The sequence below is a fragment of the Saccharopolyspora karakumensis genome (assembly GCF_004349225.1).
GTDB lineage: Bacteria > Actinomycetota > Actinomycetes > Mycobacteriales > Pseudonocardiaceae > Saccharopolyspora > Saccharopolyspora endophytica.
In genome coordinates this window covers 1-17,083 of sequence record NZ_SMLA01000016.1, presented here as the reverse complement: position 1 = coordinate 17,083, position 17,083 = coordinate 1, and the positions used below count along the sequence as shown (strand labels likewise).

Annotated in this window: 14 protein-coding genes; 6 read left to right on the top strand and 8 right to left on the bottom strand. The window is 72.1% G+C overall.

Going from position 1 to position 17,083, the window contains the following annotated elements; all coding sequences use genetic code 11:
- Nucleotides 1–76: 76 nt before the first annotated feature.
- The 4 genes from E1202_RS13330 (at nt 77) to E1202_RS13315 (ending at nt 3,327) form a co-directional block, all read left to right on the top strand.
- Nucleotides 77–670, top strand: a complete 594-nt coding sequence (locus E1202_RS13330) for a TetR/AcrR family transcriptional regulator (RefSeq protein WP_235878239.1) — start codon at nt 77–79, stop codon at nt 668–670.
- A gap of 379 nt (nt 671–1,049) precedes the next feature.
- On the top strand, nt 1,050–1,937 hold the full coding sequence (locus E1202_RS13325) for a BKACE family enzyme (RefSeq protein WP_132679939.1): 888 nt from the start codon (nt 1,050–1,052) through the stop codon (nt 1,935–1,937).
- Between the two features lie 17 nt (nt 1,938–1,954).
- Entirely contained in the window at nt 1,955–2,908 is a 954-nt protein-coding gene (locus tag E1202_RS13320; protein ID WP_207918618.1) for a 3-hydroxyacyl-CoA dehydrogenase NAD-binding domain-containing protein, read from the top strand.
- Nucleotides 2,905–3,327: a thioesterase family protein gene (locus E1202_RS13315; protein ID WP_132683367.1), complete on the top strand. Its 423-nt coding sequence runs from the start codon at nt 2,905–2,907 to the stop codon at nt 3,325–3,327. Before E1202_RS13320 ends, E1202_RS13315 begins: the two co-directional genes overlap by 4 nt.
- Here E1202_RS13315 and E1202_RS13310 read toward each other — a convergent pair.
- Nucleotides 3,309–4,148 carry a MerR family transcriptional regulator gene (locus E1202_RS13310; RefSeq protein ID WP_132683366.1) on the bottom strand — a complete coding sequence of 280 codons (840 nt, stop codon included), beginning with the start codon at nt 4,146–4,148 and terminating at the stop codon, nt 3,309–3,311. The two genes, E1202_RS13315 and E1202_RS13310, sit on opposite strands and share 19 nt — an antisense overlap.
- A 39-nt stretch (nt 4,149–4,187) precedes the next feature.
- Nucleotides 4,188–4,628, bottom strand: a complete 441-nt coding sequence (locus E1202_RS13305; RefSeq protein ID WP_132683365.1) for an RrF2 family transcriptional regulator — start codon at nt 4,626–4,628, stop codon at nt 4,188–4,190.
- A gap of 158 nt (nt 4,629–4,786) precedes the next feature.
- On the opposite strand from E1202_RS13305, the gene E1202_RS13300 reads away from it, so the two are divergent.
- Nucleotides 4,787–5,905, top strand: a complete 1,119-nt coding sequence (locus tag E1202_RS13300; protein ID WP_132683364.1) for an NADH:flavin oxidoreductase — start codon at nt 4,787–4,789, stop codon at nt 5,903–5,905.
- 53 nt (nt 5,906–5,958) lie between these two features.
- On the opposite strand, the gene E1202_RS13295 is transcribed toward E1202_RS13300, so the two are convergent.
- Complete coding sequence (locus tag E1202_RS13295) at nt 5,959–7,131, bottom strand: lytic transglycosylase domain-containing protein (RefSeq protein ID WP_132683363.1); 1,173 nt, start codon at nt 7,129–7,131, stop codon at nt 5,959–5,961.
- Nucleotides 7,132–7,312: 181 nt separating this feature from the next.
- Here E1202_RS13295 and E1202_RS13290 point away from each other — a divergent pair, with 181 nt between their 5' ends.
- Nucleotides 7,313–8,086, top strand: coding sequence for an enoyl-CoA hydratase-related protein (locus E1202_RS13290; protein ID WP_132683362.1), 774 nt, complete (start codon nt 7,313–7,315; stop codon nt 8,084–8,086).
- Here the strand turns inward: E1202_RS13290 and E1202_RS13285 are convergent.
- The 5 genes from E1202_RS13285 to E1202_RS13265 form a co-directional block, all read right to left on the bottom strand.
- The gene (locus E1202_RS13285) at nt 8,083–9,570 is read right to left on the bottom strand and encodes an amidase (protein ID WP_132683361.1); all 1,488 of its coding nucleotides are present in this window, start codon (nt 9,568–9,570) and stop codon (nt 8,083–8,085) included. The genes E1202_RS13290 and E1202_RS13285 overlap by 4 nt on opposite strands.
- Nucleotides 9,571–9,698: 128 nt before the next feature.
- Nucleotides 9,699–12,476, bottom strand: coding sequence for an ATP-binding protein (locus E1202_RS13280; RefSeq protein ID WP_235878289.1), 2,778 nt, complete (start codon nt 12,474–12,476; stop codon nt 9,699–9,701).
- Nucleotides 12,477–12,565: 89 nt separating this feature from the next.
- On the bottom strand, nt 12,566–14,371 hold the full coding sequence (locus E1202_RS13275) for an NAD(P)/FAD-dependent oxidoreductase (protein ID WP_207918617.1): 1,806 nt from the start codon (nt 14,369–14,371) through the stop codon (nt 12,566–12,568).
- Nucleotides 14,372–14,486: 115 nt separating this feature from the next.
- Complete coding sequence (locus tag E1202_RS13270) at nt 14,487–15,761, bottom strand: helix-turn-helix domain-containing protein (protein WP_235878236.1); 1,275 nt, start codon at nt 15,759–15,761, stop codon at nt 14,487–14,489.
- 45 nt (nt 15,762–15,806) lie between these two features.
- A complete protein-coding gene (locus tag E1202_RS13265) occupies nt 15,807–16,997 on the bottom strand; it encodes an FAD-dependent oxidoreductase (protein WP_165943849.1) in 1,191 nt (396 codons plus the stop codon).
- Nucleotides 16,998–17,083 lie beyond the last annotated feature (86 nt).

Here is a 17,083-nt window from a genome sequence, read left to right as displayed (position 1 = left end):
CTCGATGTAAGAGCCTTCTTACATCGAGACGTGAGAGGGCTCTTACATATTCCGATCGAGAGATGTGATCCAGGACATGGGCGGCAAGTACCACCACGGAGACCTCCGCGCCGAGCTCGTGCGGGTCTCGCTGGAGCTCATCGCCGAACGCGGCGTCGAGAGCTTCTCCGTCGCCGAGGCCGCCCGCCGCGCCAAGGTCAGCCCCGGCGCTCCCTACCGGCACTTCCCGGAGCGGGAGAGCCTCGTCGCGGCCGTGGCCACCGAGGTCGCCCACCAGCTGGCCGACGAGGTCGAGCAAGCGGCCGGCGCGCACACCGATCCCGTCGAGGGGCTCGCCGCCGCCGCGGGCACCTACACCGGGTACCTGATCCGGCAGCGGGTCGGGATGGACTTGATCAACGCCGAGGTCCTGCAGGGCGCCCGCTACGCCGAGCTGCACGACCAGACCCGCCGCCTCACCGATCAGTTCCTCCTGCGCACCATGGCGGTGGCCGCCCCGGCCGACGCGCTGGAGCTGATGGAGCAGCTGTTCACCCAGGCCCACGGCTACGGCACCTTCTGGCTCAACGGCGTCTTCACCAAGCACGGCTACACCCCGGACCTCGTGGTCCGGAAATCCGCCCAGGCCGCGCGAGTCGCCGTCGAGGGCTACCGCCACGCGTCCCCCTGACCTCCGCTCACCTCCACCACCCCGATTTCCGCCGTGTTCAGGAACCGGAAAACGGCAGCAATCGGGTCGCGAGGGCGAGGCGAGCAACCGACCAGCGGATTGCGACTGACTGACCCCTCAGTCGGATGTTGCGATTTGCGCATGGGCTCGGTACGGTCCGGTGCGTGTCGGATGGCGGGCAGGTCGCGCGGGTTCGCACCCAGCTCCACGAGGCGGCTCGGCAGATGATCGCCGCGCGCGTCGCGCAGGCGCACGGGACGTCGGCCGCCACGATCCACCGCCACTCCCCCGGCCGATCCGCGGAGCCGACGCGCCGGGTGCCTCACGAGGCCATCCGACGCGAGATGGTCCGCACCGCAACGAGCTTGAAGGAAGAGCGATGAACGAAGAGGTCATCATCACCGCGGCGCTCACCGGCGCCGGCGACACCGTCGGCAAGAGCCCGCACGTGCCGGTCAGCCCGGAGCAGATCGCGCAGTCGGCCGTCGAGGCGGCGAACGCGGGCGCGGCCGTGGTCCACGTGCACGTGCGCGACATCGAGACCGGCCAGGGCACCCGCGACGTGTCGGTCTACCGGGAGACGGTGCGGCGGATCCGCGAGTCCGGTGTGGACGTGGTGCTGAACCTGACCGCGGGCATGGGCGGCGACCTGTTCATCGACCAGGACGACCCGCTCAAGCCGGTCGACGGAACCGACCTGGTCAACGGCCTGGAGCGGCTGCCGCACGTCGAGGAGCTGCTGCCGGACATCTGCACGCTGGACTGCGGTTCGCTGAACTTCGGCGACGGCAGCCAGCTCTACATCTCCACCCCGGACATGCTGCGCGCGGGCGCCAAGCGCATCCAGGAGCTGGGCGTGAAGCCGGAGCTGGAGATCTTCGACACCGGCCAGCTGTGGTTCGCCAAGAAGATGATCGAAGAGGGCCTCATCGACGCCCCGCCGCTGTTCCAGCTGTGCATGGGCATCCCCTACGGCGCCCCGGTCGATCCCGGCGTGCTGCAGGCGATGGTGAACATGCTGCCGGAGGGCGCGAACTGGGCGAGCTTCGCCATCGGCCGCAACCAGCTCCCGTGGGTCGCGCAGTCGGCGCTGCTCGGCGGGCAGGTCCGCGTCGGCCTCGAGGACAACCTCTACCTGAGCCGCGGTGTGAAGGCCACCAACGCGCAGCTGGTCGAGCGCGCCGTGACCATCATCGAGGGCATGGGCGCCAAGATCGCCACCCCGGACCAGGCCCGCGCGAAGCTCGGCCTCAAGCCCCGCTCCTGAACCGAAGGGAATCCACTGTGGACAACGAGAGCGCATCGCGGGTCCGCCACGTCGCCTGCATCGGCGCGGGCGTGATCGGCGGCGGCTGGGTAGCGCACTTCCTCGCCCGCGGCTACCGGGTCACGGCGTGGGACCCGGCGCCCGACGCGGCCGAGAAGCTCCGGCGGCTCGTCGACGCCGCCTGGCCGGCGCTGACCGAGCTCGGGTTGGCCGACGGCGCCTCCCGGGACAACCTCACCGTCGCCGACACACTCGAAGAAGCCGTCGCCGAAGCGGAGTTCGTGCAGGAGAGCGCGCCGGAGGACCTCGCGCTCAAGCAGGACCTGCTCGCCAAGATCGACGCCGCGACCCCCGCGGACGTGGTGATCTCCTCGTCGACCTCGGGCTACCCGATGACCGACATGCAGACCCGGTGCGCGAACCCGGGACGCCTGGTCGTCGGGCACCCGTTCAACCCGCCGTACCTGATCCCGCTGGTGGAGGTCGTCGGCGGCGAGTCCTCCGAGCAGTGGGCGGTGGACTTCGCGGCGGAGTTCTTCGAGGTCGCGGGCAAGCACGTGATCAAGATGGACCGCGAGGTGCCCGGTTTCATCGCCAACCGCCTGCAGGAGGCGATCTGGCGCGAAGCGCTGCACATGGTCGACAACGGTGAGGCGACCGTGGAGCAGATCGACGCCTCCATCACCGAGGGACCCGGTCTGCGGTGGCCGCTGCTGGGCCCGTGCCTGACCTTCCACCTCGCCGGCGGCGAGGGCGGCATGGCGCACATGCTCGACCACTTCGGGCCGTCGCTGAAGTCGCCGTGGACGCGGCTGGAAGCCCCGGAGCTCACCCCCGAGCTGCGCGACCGCATGGTCGACGGCTGCGAGGAAGCGGCCGACGGCCGCAGCATCCCGGAGCTGGTGGCCGACCGCGACAAGGCCGTCATCGCGGTGATGCGCGCGGTCAACGAGGTCCGGGGGGCGCGATGATGATGCGGCAGCAGGTCCGTCCTGAGTGGATCGACTACAACGGCCACCTCAGCGAGGCCTACTACGTGCTGGTCTTCGGGTTCGCCACCGACGCCCTGATGGAGCGGATCGGCATGGACTCCGACTACCTGGAGCGGACCGGCTGTTCGCTGTACACGGTCGAGGCCCACGTGCGCTACCTCCGCGAGGTGCCCCCGGACTCGGAGATGCTCATCACCACCCGGGTCGTCGAGGTGGGCGCCAAGAAGCTGCGCCTCTGCCACGAGATGGTGGTCGACGACGTCCTGCGGGCCACGACGGAACTCGTGGCCCTGCACGTGGATTCCGAGCAGGGTCGCACTTCGCCGTTCCCGGAGGACATCACCGAGGCCCTCACCACCCGCCTCGAAGCGGCCCCGGACTACGCGGGTCGCGTCTGAGCCGCCACGGCCTTCTGCAGGTAGCGGCGCAGGGCCTGGTGCTGCGCCGGTGAGAGTTGCGGGACCTCGGAGTTCATCGCCTGGATGGCGAGGGCTTTGACCTCCGGGTCCTGCTCCTCCTCGGCGGCGAGGTCCTGCCAGAGGGCGTCGCCGTCGATGCCCGCCGCGAGTTCGGCTTCGCGCACGGCATCGGCGAGGTCGAGCTGGTCCTGGGCGCACTGCTCGACCCTCGGGTCGTCGGGGTCGGCCGTGGCGAGGTGGTCGTAGTGCTCGGCGACCCGGTCGGCCAGGGCGCGCAGGTGCTCGTCGGTGTCGGCGAGGTTGTCGGTGGCGGCCTGCAGCACGGCGCGCTGCGGGCCGAACGCCTTCTCCACGAGCAGCAGCATGTCCCGCTGCTGGTCACCGGGAACACCGGCGTGGCGCCGCAGCCGCGCGATCTGCTCGCTCTCCTCGCCGATCTCGCCGATCAACGCCGGTGCGCCGCCGGCTGCGCGCACCAGGCGCAGCGACTCGCGCTGCCGGGCGATGCGCTGCTCCTGCTCGGCGAGGTCGCGTTCGACGCCGTCGAGCAGGTCGGCGAGCTCGGTGGTCCCGTCGGCGACGCCCTCGATCTGCGACAGGCTCAGGCCGAGGTCGACGAGCTTGCGGATCAGCAGCAGACGGGCGATCGCCGAGGTCCGGTAGACCCGCCGGCCGGCGGAGTCGCGCTCGGCCTCGCCCAGCAGACCGATCTGGTGGTAGTGGCGAACGGTGCGGGGTGAGACGTCGGCGAGCTCGGCGACCTGGCCGATCGTCAGCGGCTTGTGCTCCAGCGGGTTCATGGCGACCAGACAACCAGTTGACGTCGCGTCACCCGCAAGTCAGCGATGCGCCGGTTCCAGCGCGCGGATCTCGCGAACGCTGTCGGCGAGGGTGCGGTCGCCGAGTGAGGCCAGCACGGCTCGCTCGGCCTCGGCGGTGAGGTTGGCGAAGAACTCGCCGGTGCGCGCGGCGACCATGCACACGTGCTCGCCGTCGGGTGAGCGCGCCCACAGCGGCTTGTCGCCGACGGCGCAGCGGTAGATGTCGGCGAGCGTGATCTCCTCGGCCGGCATGCCCAGCCTGGCACCGCCGCCGCGACCCTTGGTGCAGATCACGAGACCTTCGGCGTGCAGCGGGACGAGCAGCTTGCGCACGAGGCTGGGGTTGGTGCTCAGCTCCTCGGCGAACTGCGTGGAGCTGCGGACCTCCGAGCCCTCCTCGGCCGCGATGGCCAGCCGCATCATCACCTGAAGCGCGCGGCAGAACCGGATGTCGAGCATCTCCTCACCTCCGTCCCCGAGTCGCACCGAAGTCTAGCAACGCCCCCATAATAGCGACTGTCACAGTTGCAGTTTCCTGAATCGAATATGTAAGTTTGTCTTGCACACTTGAGCTCCGGGACTCCACTCCTGGAACGCATCGACAGGAGAGCATCGCTGTGAGCAGTCGCGCTTCGCAGGCACTGGCCCGCCCGTTCACCCTCGGTTCGGCCGAGCTGCCCAACCGCATCGTGATGGCGCCGATGACGCGGCAGAAGTCCCCGGGCGGCATCCCCGGCGAGGACGTCGCCGCGTACTACGCGCGCCGCGCCGCCGCGGGCACCGGCCTGATCATCACCGAGGGCACCTACGTCGACCACGCCTCGGCGGGCTTCAGCGGTGACATCCCCCGCTTCCACGGCGAGGAGCAGCTGGCGGGCTGGTCGCGCGTGGTCAAGGCCGTGCACGCCGCGGGCGGCAAGATCATGCCGCAGCTGTGGCACGTGGGCATCCAGCGCCCCGCGGGCGCGGACCCCTTCCCGGAAGCCCCGGTCGTCGGCCCGTCGGGCGTCGGCCTGAACGGTGAGCCGGGCGCCGGTTCCCCGTTGACGCTGTCGGACATCGACGACCTGATCAACGCCTTCGCCGAGGCCGCGTGGGCCGCCGAGCGCATCGGCTTCGACGGCATCGAGCTGCACGGCGCGCACGGCTACCTCATCGACCAGTTCCTGTGGGAGCGCACCAACCGGCGCACCGACGCCTTCGGCGGCGACCCCGTCGAGCGCACCAGGTTCGCGGTCGACATCGTCAAGGCGATCCGCGAGCGCGTCGCCCCCGACTTCCCCGTCGTGCTGCGCTTCTCGCAGTGGAAGGCCGACAACTATGACGCCAAGCTCGCCGAGAACCCCGACGAGCTCTCGGCGATCCTCACGCCGCTGGCCGACGCCGGTGTCGACGCCTTCCACGCCTCCGGTCGCCGCTACTGGGAGCCGGAGTTCCCGGAATCGGGCTCGGAGCTCAACGTCGCGGGCTGGGCGAAGAAGGTCACCGGCAAGCCCGTCATCACCGTCGGGTCGGTCGGCCTGGACGCGATCTTCGACGCCGCTTCGCTCGCGGGCAAGGGCGCCGGTGTGGAGAGCATCGAGCGGCTGCTGGAGCGCTTCGAGCGCGACGAGTTCGACATGGTCGCGATCGGCCGCGCGCTGCTGGCCGACCCGCTGTGGGGCCAGAAGGTCCTGGAGGACCGCCAGCGCGAACTCGTCCCGTTCACCAAGGACGCCCTGGTGAACCTGTACTGATCTCGGCGAGACCGAAAGGGGCGCAGCGCGGGTCCGCGTGCTGCGCCCTCTCGCTATCCGGTGGGTTCCGCCGTCGCCGGTGACGTGGTCGTGGGCGCCGGTTCCGGCGGCGGCGTGCTGCTCGAGGGCGGGGGTTCGCTCGGCGGAGGCGGCTCGCTCGGCGGCGGAGGTTCGCTCGGCGGAGGCGGCGGCTGGGTCGGCGTCGGCTCAGGCGCGGGTGCCGGTGGAGGCGGCGGAGGAGGCGCTGGAGCCGGAGCGGGTGCCGGCGCAGGGGCAGGCGCCGGAGCGGGCGCCGGTCCTGGAGCAGGGGCGGGCGCCGGTGGCGCGCCCGCGGGAGCGGCGCCGGGCGGCGCCATCGCGATCACCGCACCGGCCGGTGGGCCCCCCGCCAACGACGGTGTCGGATCCGGCACCCCCGGCGGCAGGCCCGGCGTGGAGACGACACCTCGGGCGTAGCGGTCCGCCCAGGCCAGGACCGTGCGGACGTAGGTCTCCGACGGGTTGTAGCGGAAGAGGGCGGCGGCCAGCTGCGCGCGGTCGCGCAGGTTCCCGCCACCCGCGCACAGGTACCGGCCCGAGGTCGTGGCGGCGTCGAAGACGTTGTGCGGATCGGCTCCGCGGTGCGCGTAGGAGCGCCAGGTACCCGGGATGAACTGCATCGGTCCGACCGCGCGGTCCCACACCACGTCGCCGTCGAGCCCGCCGCCGTCGGTGTCGCGGATCGCCGCGATGCCCGGACCGCCGTCAAGCCGCGGCCCCAGGATCGGCGAGTACGTGCGTCCCGAGGCGTCGACCTGACCGGATCGCGCGTGGTTGGACTCGACGCGCCCGATGCCCGCCAGCACCGACCAGTGCAGGCCGCACCCTGGATCCGACTTCGCCAGCGAATCCTGCGCCCGCTGGTACGCGGCGAGCACGACGCCGGGAATCCCGAGCGTCCCGGCCGGGATTCGCCCCAACCGGCCGGTTCCGCGTTCGATCCCGCCCCGCCGCAGGTCCTCGTGGAACCGCGGGCTCAGGACCGGGTCGTGGGGCACGCGTCCGCTGACGCCCGTCCTGCTGCCGCCCGGCGGTGCCGGAGCCGGGCTGGCCGCGTGCGGCCGCCGCTCCCCCGCCTCCAGCGCGGAATCCCCGCGCACGGCCAGAACCGGCAGCAACGCCACCAGGAGTCCCGTGGTCACCGCGGTGAACCGCTCGCCACGGCTGAACTCGTCCGGCAACGCCAATGCCCGCACCTCCCCATCGAACCGCCGCTGGAAACTCGTCTGATTCGAGCGGTTCTCAGCGGCGGTACCGGCATTGTTCAAAGGCGGAGCGACCACCTGTACCGCCGTTCGGCGTAAGTGGTTCGACCAATTGGAAGTGCGAATTCCGGTTCCCGATCTCCGCTCGAGGTACCGTCGGATCATGGGTGACTACGCGCACATCCTGACCCGGCGGGACGAAGCGACCTTCACGATCACGATGAACCGGCCGAAGCGCCGCAACTCCCTGTCTCAGGAGCACCTCGCCGAGCTGCTCGCGGCGTTCCGCGAGGCCGGCGAGTCCGATGCGACGGGAATCGTGCTGGCGGGCGAGGGACCGGTGTTCTCGGCAGGCCACGACTTCGGCGACGTCGCCGCGCGCGACCTCACCGGCGTGCGCGAGCTGCTCCGCCTGTGCACCGAGCTGATGGACACCGTCCAGTCGGTGCCGCAGGTCGTGCTGGCCAGGGTCCACGGCCTGGCGACCGCCGCCGGGTGCCAGCTGGTCGGCGCGTGCGACCTGGCGGTGGCCGCCGAGTCGGCGGGCTTCGCGCTGCCCGGCGGCAAGGGCGGCTGGTTCTGCCACACGCCCGCGGTTCCGGTGGCCCGCAACGTCGGCCGCAAGCGGCTGATGGAGTTGGCGCTCACCGGTGACGTCATCGACGCGGCGACGGCCCTGGACTGGGGTCTGATCAACCGGGTGGCCGCCGACGACGACCTGGACGACGCCGTTGCCGACCTCCTCGCCCGCGCGACGCGCGGCAGCCGCACCAGCAAGGCCCTCGGGAAGCAGACCCTCTACGCCCAGCTCGACCGCCCGGAGCAGGACGCCTACGCGATCGCTCTGGAGGTCATGGCCGCGGCCTCCCAGCTGCCCGCCGCCCGCGAAGGAATGGCCGCGTTCCTGGAGAAGCGCCACCCCGACTGGCCGGACTAGACCGCCTCGAACAGCGGCGCCTCCAGCGTCCACGGGGCCGCTACTTCCAGCTGGCGGGCCAGGCGCAGCAGCAGGGCTTCGCTCTGGAGCGGCCCGACGAACTGCACGCCCATCGGCAGGCCCGCGTCGGTCCGGTGCAGCGGCAGGCTGATCGCCGGACGTCCGGTGATGTTGGCCAGCTGGGTGTAGGGAACCCAGGCGAGGTTCTTCTCGACGAGCTGGTCCACCATGCCCAGCAAACGCAGCACGCGCGTGGTCCGAGTGCGCACCAGCAGCCTGGAGAGGGTCTGCAGCGCGGGCGGGGTCGCCAGCGATCCGACCTCGATCGGCGGCTCGCCCAGGGTGGGCGTCATCAGCAGGTCGTAGCGGCTGTGGAACCCGGCGAGCGCGGCGATGTGCTCGCGCCGCCGCTCCTGGGCCTGCGTGAGCTCGACGGCGCCGGTCATCCGTCCGAGCGCGGCCATCATCAGCGTGTCGGGCTCGAAAGCATCGTCGCCGCAGCCCGTTTCGCGCTTGATGCGGTCGACCTCGTCCGCCTGGTGGACGAACCACACCAGCAGGAAGTCCGCGCCGAGCTGGCGGTCGTCGTGCGGCGGGTCGACCTCCTCGACCTCGTGCCCGAGCTCGGTGAGCAGTTCCGCCGAACGCTCCACGGCCCGCACCGCATCCGGGTGCGGGTGCCCGCGCAGCGCGCACTGGGTGGTGTAGCCGATGCGCAGCGCGCCGGGTTCCTCGTCGAGCTGGTCGGACAGCGGGCGGTCGGGCAGCGCGGTGGCGAACGGGCTCATGGCTTCCGGGCCGATCAGCGCGTCCAGCATCGCGGCGGTGTCGCGCACGGTGCGGGAGAGGACTCCGCTGGTGGCCAGGCCGTTGAGCGGTTCGCTCTCCACCGGCCCCGCGGGGACCAGACCGCGGCCGGCCTTGAGCCCGACCAGCCCGTTGCAGGCCGCCGGGATGCGGATGGACCCGCCGCCGTCGCTGGCCGCCGCCACCGGCACGATCCCCGCCGCGACGGCCGCGCCCGCTCCGCCGGAGGAGCCGCCCGGGGTGCGCCGGAGGTCCCACGGGTTGCGGGTGGGGCCGAACAGGGCCGGTTCGGTGACGCCCTTGGAGCCGAACTCCGGCGTGTTGGTCTTGCCGAAGATGACGAGCCCGGCGTCCAGCCAGCGCTGCACGACGGTGTCGGTGATGGCCGACCTGCGGTCGGCGAACGCGCGGCATCCGTCGGAGCTCGGGGCTCCGGCGAGGTGGTGCCCCAGGTCCTTGAGCAGGAACGGGACCCCGGCGAACGGGCCGGAGAGCTCGCCCGCCACGCGCTGGTCGGCGTGCTCGTCGAGCCACGCGACGATGGCGTTGATCGCGGGGTTGACCGCCTTCGCCCTGGTGCGGGCGGCCTCCAGCAGTTCGCCCGCCGTCACCTGTCCCGATGCGACGAGTTCGGCCAGTCCCAGACCGTCGTGCCGCAGGTACTCCTCGACGTCCACCCGTTCTCCTGTTCACCACCGAGCAGCGCGCGCTGCACCGACAACCGGACCCAGCATCTCCGCCCGGCTCCCCGAGATCAACGGGCCGACCCGTTCCCGCAGGTCGCAGCCGCATCTCGGGATCGCGGTCAGGCTCGATGCCCGGTCGCCTCCACCGCCACCTCGACCCTGGAACGCACGCCGAGCTTGGCCAGCACGTGCGAGACGTGCACCTCGATGGTGCGCCGCGAGGCGAACAGCCGCGCCGCGATCTCCGGGTTCGACATCCCGTCGCCCACCAGCAGCGCGACCTGCCGTTCGGTCTTGGTCAGCGCGTCCCAGCCCGTGGTGGCGCGGAGCCGTTTGGCGCGCGGCGACCGGATGCCGTGCGGGCGCATCCTGGCCGCGGCGCGTTCGAGGTCCCAGTTCGCACCGAGGTGGGTGAAGATCTCCACCGCCCGCGCGTAGGCCTTGCGGGCGGCGGGGATCTCACCCCGTTCGGCGAGGACGGCGGCCAGGTCCTCCAGCGCCCGAGCGCGCTTGGGCGGCTGGTTGGTCTTGTCGTAGTGCTCGATGGCGGCGCGCAGCGTGATCGGGTCGCGTTCGAGCAGGCCCCGGCAGTGCTGCGCGGCCGCGAGGATGTTGGGCGCGGCGCCCACCGTCGCGCCCTGCACGCAGGCGTCGGTGGCTCGGGTGGCGGCCTGCTCGTCACCGGTCTGCAGCGCGAGCCGGACCAGGATCGGCAACCACACGTAGTTGCTGCCGAAGCGCTCGCTGGTGTCCAGCGCCTCGGCGAGGATGGCCATCGCGCGCCGGGGTTCGCCCTCGATCTCGGCCCGCAGCACACCGGCCACCATCAGGAAGCCGGCGTTCTCCTGGGAATCCGGTGTCGCTTCGCCGGCCACCGCGAGCTGCTGCTCGAAGACCTCGCGCTCGCCGCGGTACCCGGCCAGCATCGCCCACAGTCCGTGCAACCAGCGGAGTTGGTGCGAGCTCATCTCGGCGGTGAGCTCTCCGGCGGCCTGCAGCTCGGCCGCGGCGTCGTCCCAGCGGCCGACGGTGAAGTAGTGGTTGGCCGCCGACAACCGCACCACCGCGAGCCGCGACGGGGTGGCGCTGCGCTCGGCGATGGCCAGCATCTCGTGCAGCGCGAACCCGGCCTCCTCGGCGTGCCCGAGGGCGAACAGCAGCATCATCCGGTTGCTGAGCACCTGCAGCAGCAGGTCGGCGTTCTCCAGGGCGTCGCCGAGGGCCGAACCGGCCTGCTGGTAGCACACGAGCGCTTCGGCGAGGTCGTTGTTGCGGGCTCGCGCGGTTCCCCGGACGTGCAGCGCGAGTCCCAGCGCGTAGTCGTCGTCGGCTTCGTGGGCCTCGGCCAGCGCTCGGTCCACGGTGGTCTCGGCTTCGGTGAAGTTCCCGCTCATCAACTTCGCCTGCGCGAGCTTGGCGCGCATCCGCGCCAGCCAGCGCAGTTCGAACCCGGCGGTGGCATCGGCTTCGGCGATGACGGCCGCGGCTTCGTCGGCCATCCGGCGCGCGGTCAGCGACCACACCAGGTACCAGGTCAGCTCGGCCGCGCAGGAGGGGTCGGCGACCTCGTCGAGGGCGCGCTCGCTGAAATCGTGCGCCTGCTCGGAACGTTCGAGCTGCACCAGCGCGAGGGCGCGGGCCGCCAGCAGGACGTCGCGGTGCTGCTCGTTCGCCGGCAGCGGGACGAGCGCGGCTTCGAGCAGGTCGGCCGCGCAGGCGGGGGCGCGGTGGGCCAGCGCTCGCCCGTTGCGCACCAGCCAGTCCAGAGCCCGGTCGTCGACTTCGGCGTCGCCGAGGGAGATCGAGGACAGCAGCTGCTCGCCGACCCGTTCCACGGAGGCGCCGGAGTCCTGCAGGACGCGGGCGGCCTGGTTGTGCAGGGCCAACCGCAGCGCCGTCGGGGTCGTCTCGTAGAGGGCCCGGCGGACCAGCGGGTGCTGGAAGCTCAGCTGCAGCCCCGATTCCACCAGCACGCCGGTGTCCAGCGCTTGCTCCACGTAGCCGACCAGCGCCGACACCGGGCGTTCGGAGACGGTGGACAGCTCGGTCGCGGAGAAGGTCGATCCGAGCAGCGCGGCCATGCGCAGCAAGCCGGTGGTCTGGCTGTCGAAGAAGCCGAGCCGCTCGACGACGGTCTCGAACAGCGGGCGCGGCACACCGGCTCCGCCGAGGACGAGCTCGGCCCTGCCGTCCGTGACCGGCAGGGCGCGCTCGCGGGTCAGGGCGGCGACCACGTCGCCGACGTAGCGCGGGTTCCCGGCCGCGCCGGCCAGGACCTGGCGCAGTTCAGGTCCGATCCTGGAGGAGCCGGTGAGCTTCGCCGCCATCCTCGCCACGGCGGCGTCGTCCAGCGGTGGCAGCGCGATCCGCCGGACCCCGGCGCGCAGTTCGGTGTGGTCGCGCGTGGGGCGGGCGGCCGCGACCAGCAGCAGCGGGAGCTGTTCGCCCAGTCGCGCGAACCGCTGCCACACCAGCAGGCTCGCCTCGTCGGCCCACTGGACGTCGTCGACGACCAGCAGCACCGGGGCGTTCGCGCACCACTGGGCGACCTGCCCGGCGAGTTCGTCGGCGACCGACGGCACCGGGACGTCGGCCCCGGAGAACCGCTCGTGCAGCGCCCGCAGTTCCGGTTCCTGCGACTTGGGGCCGACGCCCAGGCAGTCCAGCACGAGCCGCAGCGGGAACCGCTGGGTGAGCCGGTCGGCGGTGGCGCTGCGGACGGCGCAGCCCTGGAGCGCGGCTTCGGCGATGAGCCGGCTCAGCAGCGCGGTCTTGCCGATCCCGGGTTCGCCCTCGATCCACAGCGCGCCGCCGGTGCCGTCGACCACCGACGCCACCGTTCGCCTCAGCTCGCCGAGCTCCGCTTCACGGCCGAAGACCACCGGTTCCGCCGTCATCACGCCGCGAGCCTAGCGCCTGATGACCTCGATCGAGCACCGAAGTGATCAACGACGGGTGCGATGGGGGCCCCGCCCCACCCCCGCGATCAGGAGGTGTGGTGGACCTCCTGGAGGCCGTAGACCGGAGTGGGGATGCCCTCCGCCCTCGCCTTGAGCTGCAGCGCGAGGTAGAGGGAGTAGTGGCGGGACTGGTGCAGGTTGCCGCCGTGGAACCAGAGTCCCTGCTGCTGGGTGGGTTTCCACATGTTGCGCTCCTCGCCCTCCCACGGGCCGGGGTCCTTGGTGGTGTCCGAGCCCAGGCCCCACACCTTGCCGACCTTGTCGGCGACCTCCTGCCCGACGATGTCGGCGGCCAGACCGTTCATCGACCGGAAACCCGTTGCGTAGACGACGAGATCGGCCTCCAGCCGGGTTCCGTCGGCGAGAACCACCTCGTTCTCGGTCAGTTCGGCCACGTCGCCGTGCGCGAGCTTGACGCTGCCGTCGGCGATGAGCTCGCACGCGCCGACGTCGATGTAGTAGCCCGAGCCCCGGCGCAGGTACTTCATGAACAGCCCCGACTCGTCGTCACCGAAGTCGAGCTCGAAACCGGCCGCGGCCAGGCGCTCGTAGAACTCGGCGTCCTGCTCGCGGATCGCGTCGAACGCCGGTTTCTGGAACCGGTGCAGGATCCGGTACGGGATGGACGCGAAGGTCAGGTCGGCGGTGCGGGTGTCGATGCCCGACGCGACGGCCTCCTCCGAGTACAGCGGGCCGAGGCTGTGCTCCATCAGCGAGTCCGACCGCACCACGTGCGTGGAGGAGCGCTGCACCATGGTGACGTCGGCACCGGCTTCCCACAGCGCGCCGCAGATGTCGTGCGCGGAGTTGTTCGACCCGATGACCACCGCCTTCTTGCCCTGGTAGGCGTCCGGCCCGGGGTGATCGGAGGAGTGGTGCTGATCGCCGCGGAAGCGCTCCTGACCTGGGAAGACCGGAACGTTGGGTTTGCCGGACACGCCCAGCGCCATCACCAGCTGGCGCGGTCGCAGCGTGACCTGCTCGCCCGCGCGGTCGACGACGAGCTCCCACCTGCCCTCGTCCTCGTCGTACTTGCCGCTGAGCGCCGTCGTGGAGCCCCAGTAGTTGAGCTCCATGACCTTGGTGTACATCTCCAGCCAGTCGCCGATCTTGTCCTTGGGCGAGAAGACCGGCCAGTTGTCCGGGAAATCGATGTAAGGCAGGTGGTCGTACCAGACGGGGTCGTGCAGGGCCAGCGACTTGTACCGCCTGCGCCAGGAGTCCCCCGGCTTCTCGTTGCGCTCGACGATGATCGTCGGCACGCCGAGCTGGCGGAGCCGCGCGCCGAGCGCGATGCCGCCCTGCCCGCCGCCGACGATGACGACTTCGGGCTGGCGGGTGCGGCCGAGTTCGGCCAGCTCGGTCTCGCGCTGCTCGCGCCAGGTCACCCGGTCCGGGTTGGCGCCGTGCTCGGCGCCTCTCGGCCTGCGGTGGTTCTTCGGCTCCTCGTGCCCCTCGAGCTCGTCGAGGGTGGTCAGCAGGGTCCAGGCCTTGCCGTCGACGAGGCGCAGGTGTCCGGTGCCGCGTCCCACGGCGGTCTCGAAGGAGAACCAGGCCTCGGTGACGCCGTCGGCCTCGGTCGGCTCGCCCAGGACGGTGAACCCGCTCGGGGCGGCGTGCTCCAGCGTCGCCCGCAGCATGGCGGCGATGTCCTCGCGCCCTTCGGACGTCTTGAAGTTCCAGGTGAGCGCGATCAGGTCGCGCCAGTAGCTGTCCTCGCCGAACATCGACGCGACCCGATTGGCGTCCCGGGCGGCGATGGCCTCGGAGAACTCGGAAATCCACTGCTCGACCCGGGTCCGGGTCGCGTTGTGCTCCACGGTCTGGCTCACGGAAATACCTCCCGCGCGGGCGTCGTTGCCCTCAGTGGTGGCGATCACATGACACAGTCATGGAGCCACACCGAACTCCGCGGCGCACGGGTTGCAGGGGGTTGCAACCGGCTGGTCAGCCGCCGCGCACCGCCGGGGCGATCGAGTGCGGCAGCAGCGAGCCGGGGTCGTCCGGCCGCAGCACCTCGACCTCGACGTTCTCGCTGAACCGGTAGGGCCGTCGGGCCAGCAGGCCGCCGAGGTTGCGGCGCAGCCGGGACATCTCGGCCCGGACGGTGACCGTGCGCAGCTCGTCGTCGAAGACGTCGGCGGCCAGCTGCGCGGCCGTGCGCCCGCCCGGATGCGCGGCCAGCAGGAACAGCAGTTCCGCGTGCCTGGGGGTCAGCGGGTGGCTCCACCCGCCCGAGGCGGAGGTGACCTCGATGCGGGCCTGCGAGCAGCGCAGGTCCAGGCGCACCGCGGTGCGCTCGTCGAGCGCCGAGGTCGGGTCGTCGTCGATCAGCCGCACCAGCCAGCCGCCCGGCACGGGTTCCACGGCGCAGTCGCCGAGCGCGGGCAGCCACGCGCGGCCGGCGCCGCACGCGGCGGGCAGCGCGACGTGGTTGACCGGCGCGATGCCGGTGGACGCGGCGACCCACCCGTGCGAGTCGGTCACCACCGCCGGTCCGGGGACCCGCGACAGGAGGGGGACGGCGCTGCCGCGCAGCGCCTCGAGCGCCTCGAAGTGCGCGGTGCGCAGCTGGGACTCGGCCAGCTGCGCCACGGTCTCGACCAGCGCGAGGGTGGTGGGGCTGACGGTGGCGGCGGGTCCGGAGAGGTCGACCGCACCGAGCAGGCTGCCGGTCCGGGGATCGTGCACGGGTGCGCTCGCGCAGGTCCAGGCGTGGTGGGTGCGCACGTAGTGCTCGGCGGAGTACACCTGGATCGGCAGGCCGGTGACCAGCGCGGTTCCGATGGCGTTGGTGCCGACGACGTCTTCGCCCCAGCTCATGCCCTCGACGAACCCGAGCGCGTCGGCGTTGCGGCGCACGGCGGTGCTCCCGTCGCGCCACAGCAGGTGGCCGTCCGCGTCGGTGATCACCATGATGTTGGCCGTCTGCTCGGCGACGCCGGCGAGCTTGCCGCGCAGCAGCGGCAGCACCTCCGACATCCCGGACGCGCGCCTGCGCTCGACGAGCTCGTCGGCCCGCAGCGGCCGACCGGTGCAGCCGCGTTCCGGGTCGATGCCGCACGAGCGCATGCGCGTCCAGGACGCGCCGATCACCGGGCGGGGTCGCGCGGGCGGGACCTCACCGGCCACCGTCGCGTCGTGCACGCGGGCGAGCAGCCGCGCGTGGCGGTGCGGGTCCTCCCCGACCGGCAGCGCTGCCCCGAAGCTCTCCTGACGCACCGCCACAGTGTGTCCCACATCTCACGCCACGCCAAGGACCAGCGACTACGCGGTGCTCTCCGGCCAGTCGATGTGGTGGTCGTAGGCCCATCCCCCGCCCATCGGGGGCGTGCGCTGCCACGTGAAGTGGCGCTTGGTCTTGGTGCGGAGGTGGCGCCAGCGGCGGGCCAGCGGCCGGTGGTGAGCGCGGCTGGTGCCCATCCGGCCGGCGGCGACGACGGCCTCCACCCGATCCCGGCGCATCCGCTCGAACGCGGCGAACGCGGCCGCCGGGGTGGCGTGGTCGCGCAGGCAGCGGGCCAGTTGGACGCCGTCCTCGAGTGCCATCGCCGCGCCCTGCTCGGACGCGGGCGGGGCGACGTGCAGGGCGTCGCCGACGATGATCGCCCGGTCGGTGTGCCAGCGCGGCACGTTCGGCAGGGCGTGGTCGTCGAAGGACAGGATGCGTTCGGAGTTGCCGATGACGGTCGGCGCGATCGTGCCGTTCCCGGCGAACAGTTCGCCCATCTCGGCGCGCAGCGCGTCGGGGTCCTGCGGTTCGTCGCGGCCGCGGGGCGCCGGGGCGCGCAGGCTGGTGAACCAGAAGCAGCCGCCGGAGTGCGAATCGCGGGTGGCGGCGAAGAACGCCTTCGCGCCCACGTAGGAGCGCATCACCTCGGGCGGCGGCGGTTCGCAGCCCGGTTCGGAGGCGTAGCCGTAGATGGTGCGGGTGCCCAGCCGTTCGGGCTCAGGGCCTTCGGGGTTGATCCGCGCGCGCACCGAGGAGTTCGCACCGTCGGCGCCGACGAGGACGTCGCCCTGGACCCGGCTGCCGTCGGCGAGCGACAGGGCCGCCGTCGCGCCGACCTCGGCGTCCACGACGCGGCTGCCGTGGTGGAACACGGCTCCGCGTTCGACGGCCTGCTCCCGCAGGACCGACGCCAGCACCGGCCAGTGCATCACCCGGGGCAGACCGCGCTGCGAGCTCGGGTCGGCGCCCAGCGCGTACCCCATCCGGCTGCCGTCGGGGTTGATCCGCTCGGTGCGCACGAGCGGGAACGACCGGGCGATCACCGGCTGGTGGGCGTTCACGGCGCGCAGCGCGTCCATCCCGTTGGGGTTGATCCGGACGACGGCGCCCTCGCCGTGATCGGCCGGTCGCGCTTCCACCACGGTCACGGCGATCCCCGCGGTCCGAAGGGCCAGCGCCAGGGCCGTCCCGGCGATCCCTCCCCCGCTGACAACGACGTGCTCCAACACATCCCCCAACGCCCGAGAACCGACCGGCCCCTCACTCCCCGAACGATCCTATCCCCGCGACCACCGTGAAAACCCTGAAACCG

Excerpts from the sequence above, each read along its gene's own strand:
- E1202_RS13330 (WP_235878239.1), top strand. The coding sequence starts at position 77 with ATGGGCGGCAAGTACCACCACGGAGACCTCCGCGCCGAGCTCGTGCGG.
- E1202_RS13325 (WP_132679939.1), top strand. The coding sequence starts at position 1,050 with ATGAACGAAGAGGTCATCATCACCGCGGCGCTCACCGGCGCCGGCGAC.
- E1202_RS13315 (WP_132683367.1), top strand. The coding sequence starts at position 2,905 with ATGATGATGCGGCAGCAGGTCCGTCCTGAGTGGATCGACTACAACGGC.
- E1202_RS13310 (WP_132683366.1), bottom strand. The coding sequence starts at position 4,148 with ATGAACCCGCTGGAGCACAAGCCGCTGACGATCGGCCAGGTCGCCGAG.
- E1202_RS13305 (WP_132683365.1), bottom strand. The coding sequence starts at position 4,628 with ATGCTCGACATCCGGTTCTGCCGCGCGCTTCAGGTGATGATGCGGCTG.
- E1202_RS13290 (WP_132683362.1), top strand. The coding sequence starts at position 7,313 with ATGGGTGACTACGCGCACATCCTGACCCGGCGGGACGAAGCGACCTTC.
- E1202_RS13280 (WP_235878289.1), bottom strand. The coding sequence starts at position 12,476 with ATGACGGCGGAACCGGTGGTCTTCGGCCGTGAAGCGGAGCTCGGCGAG.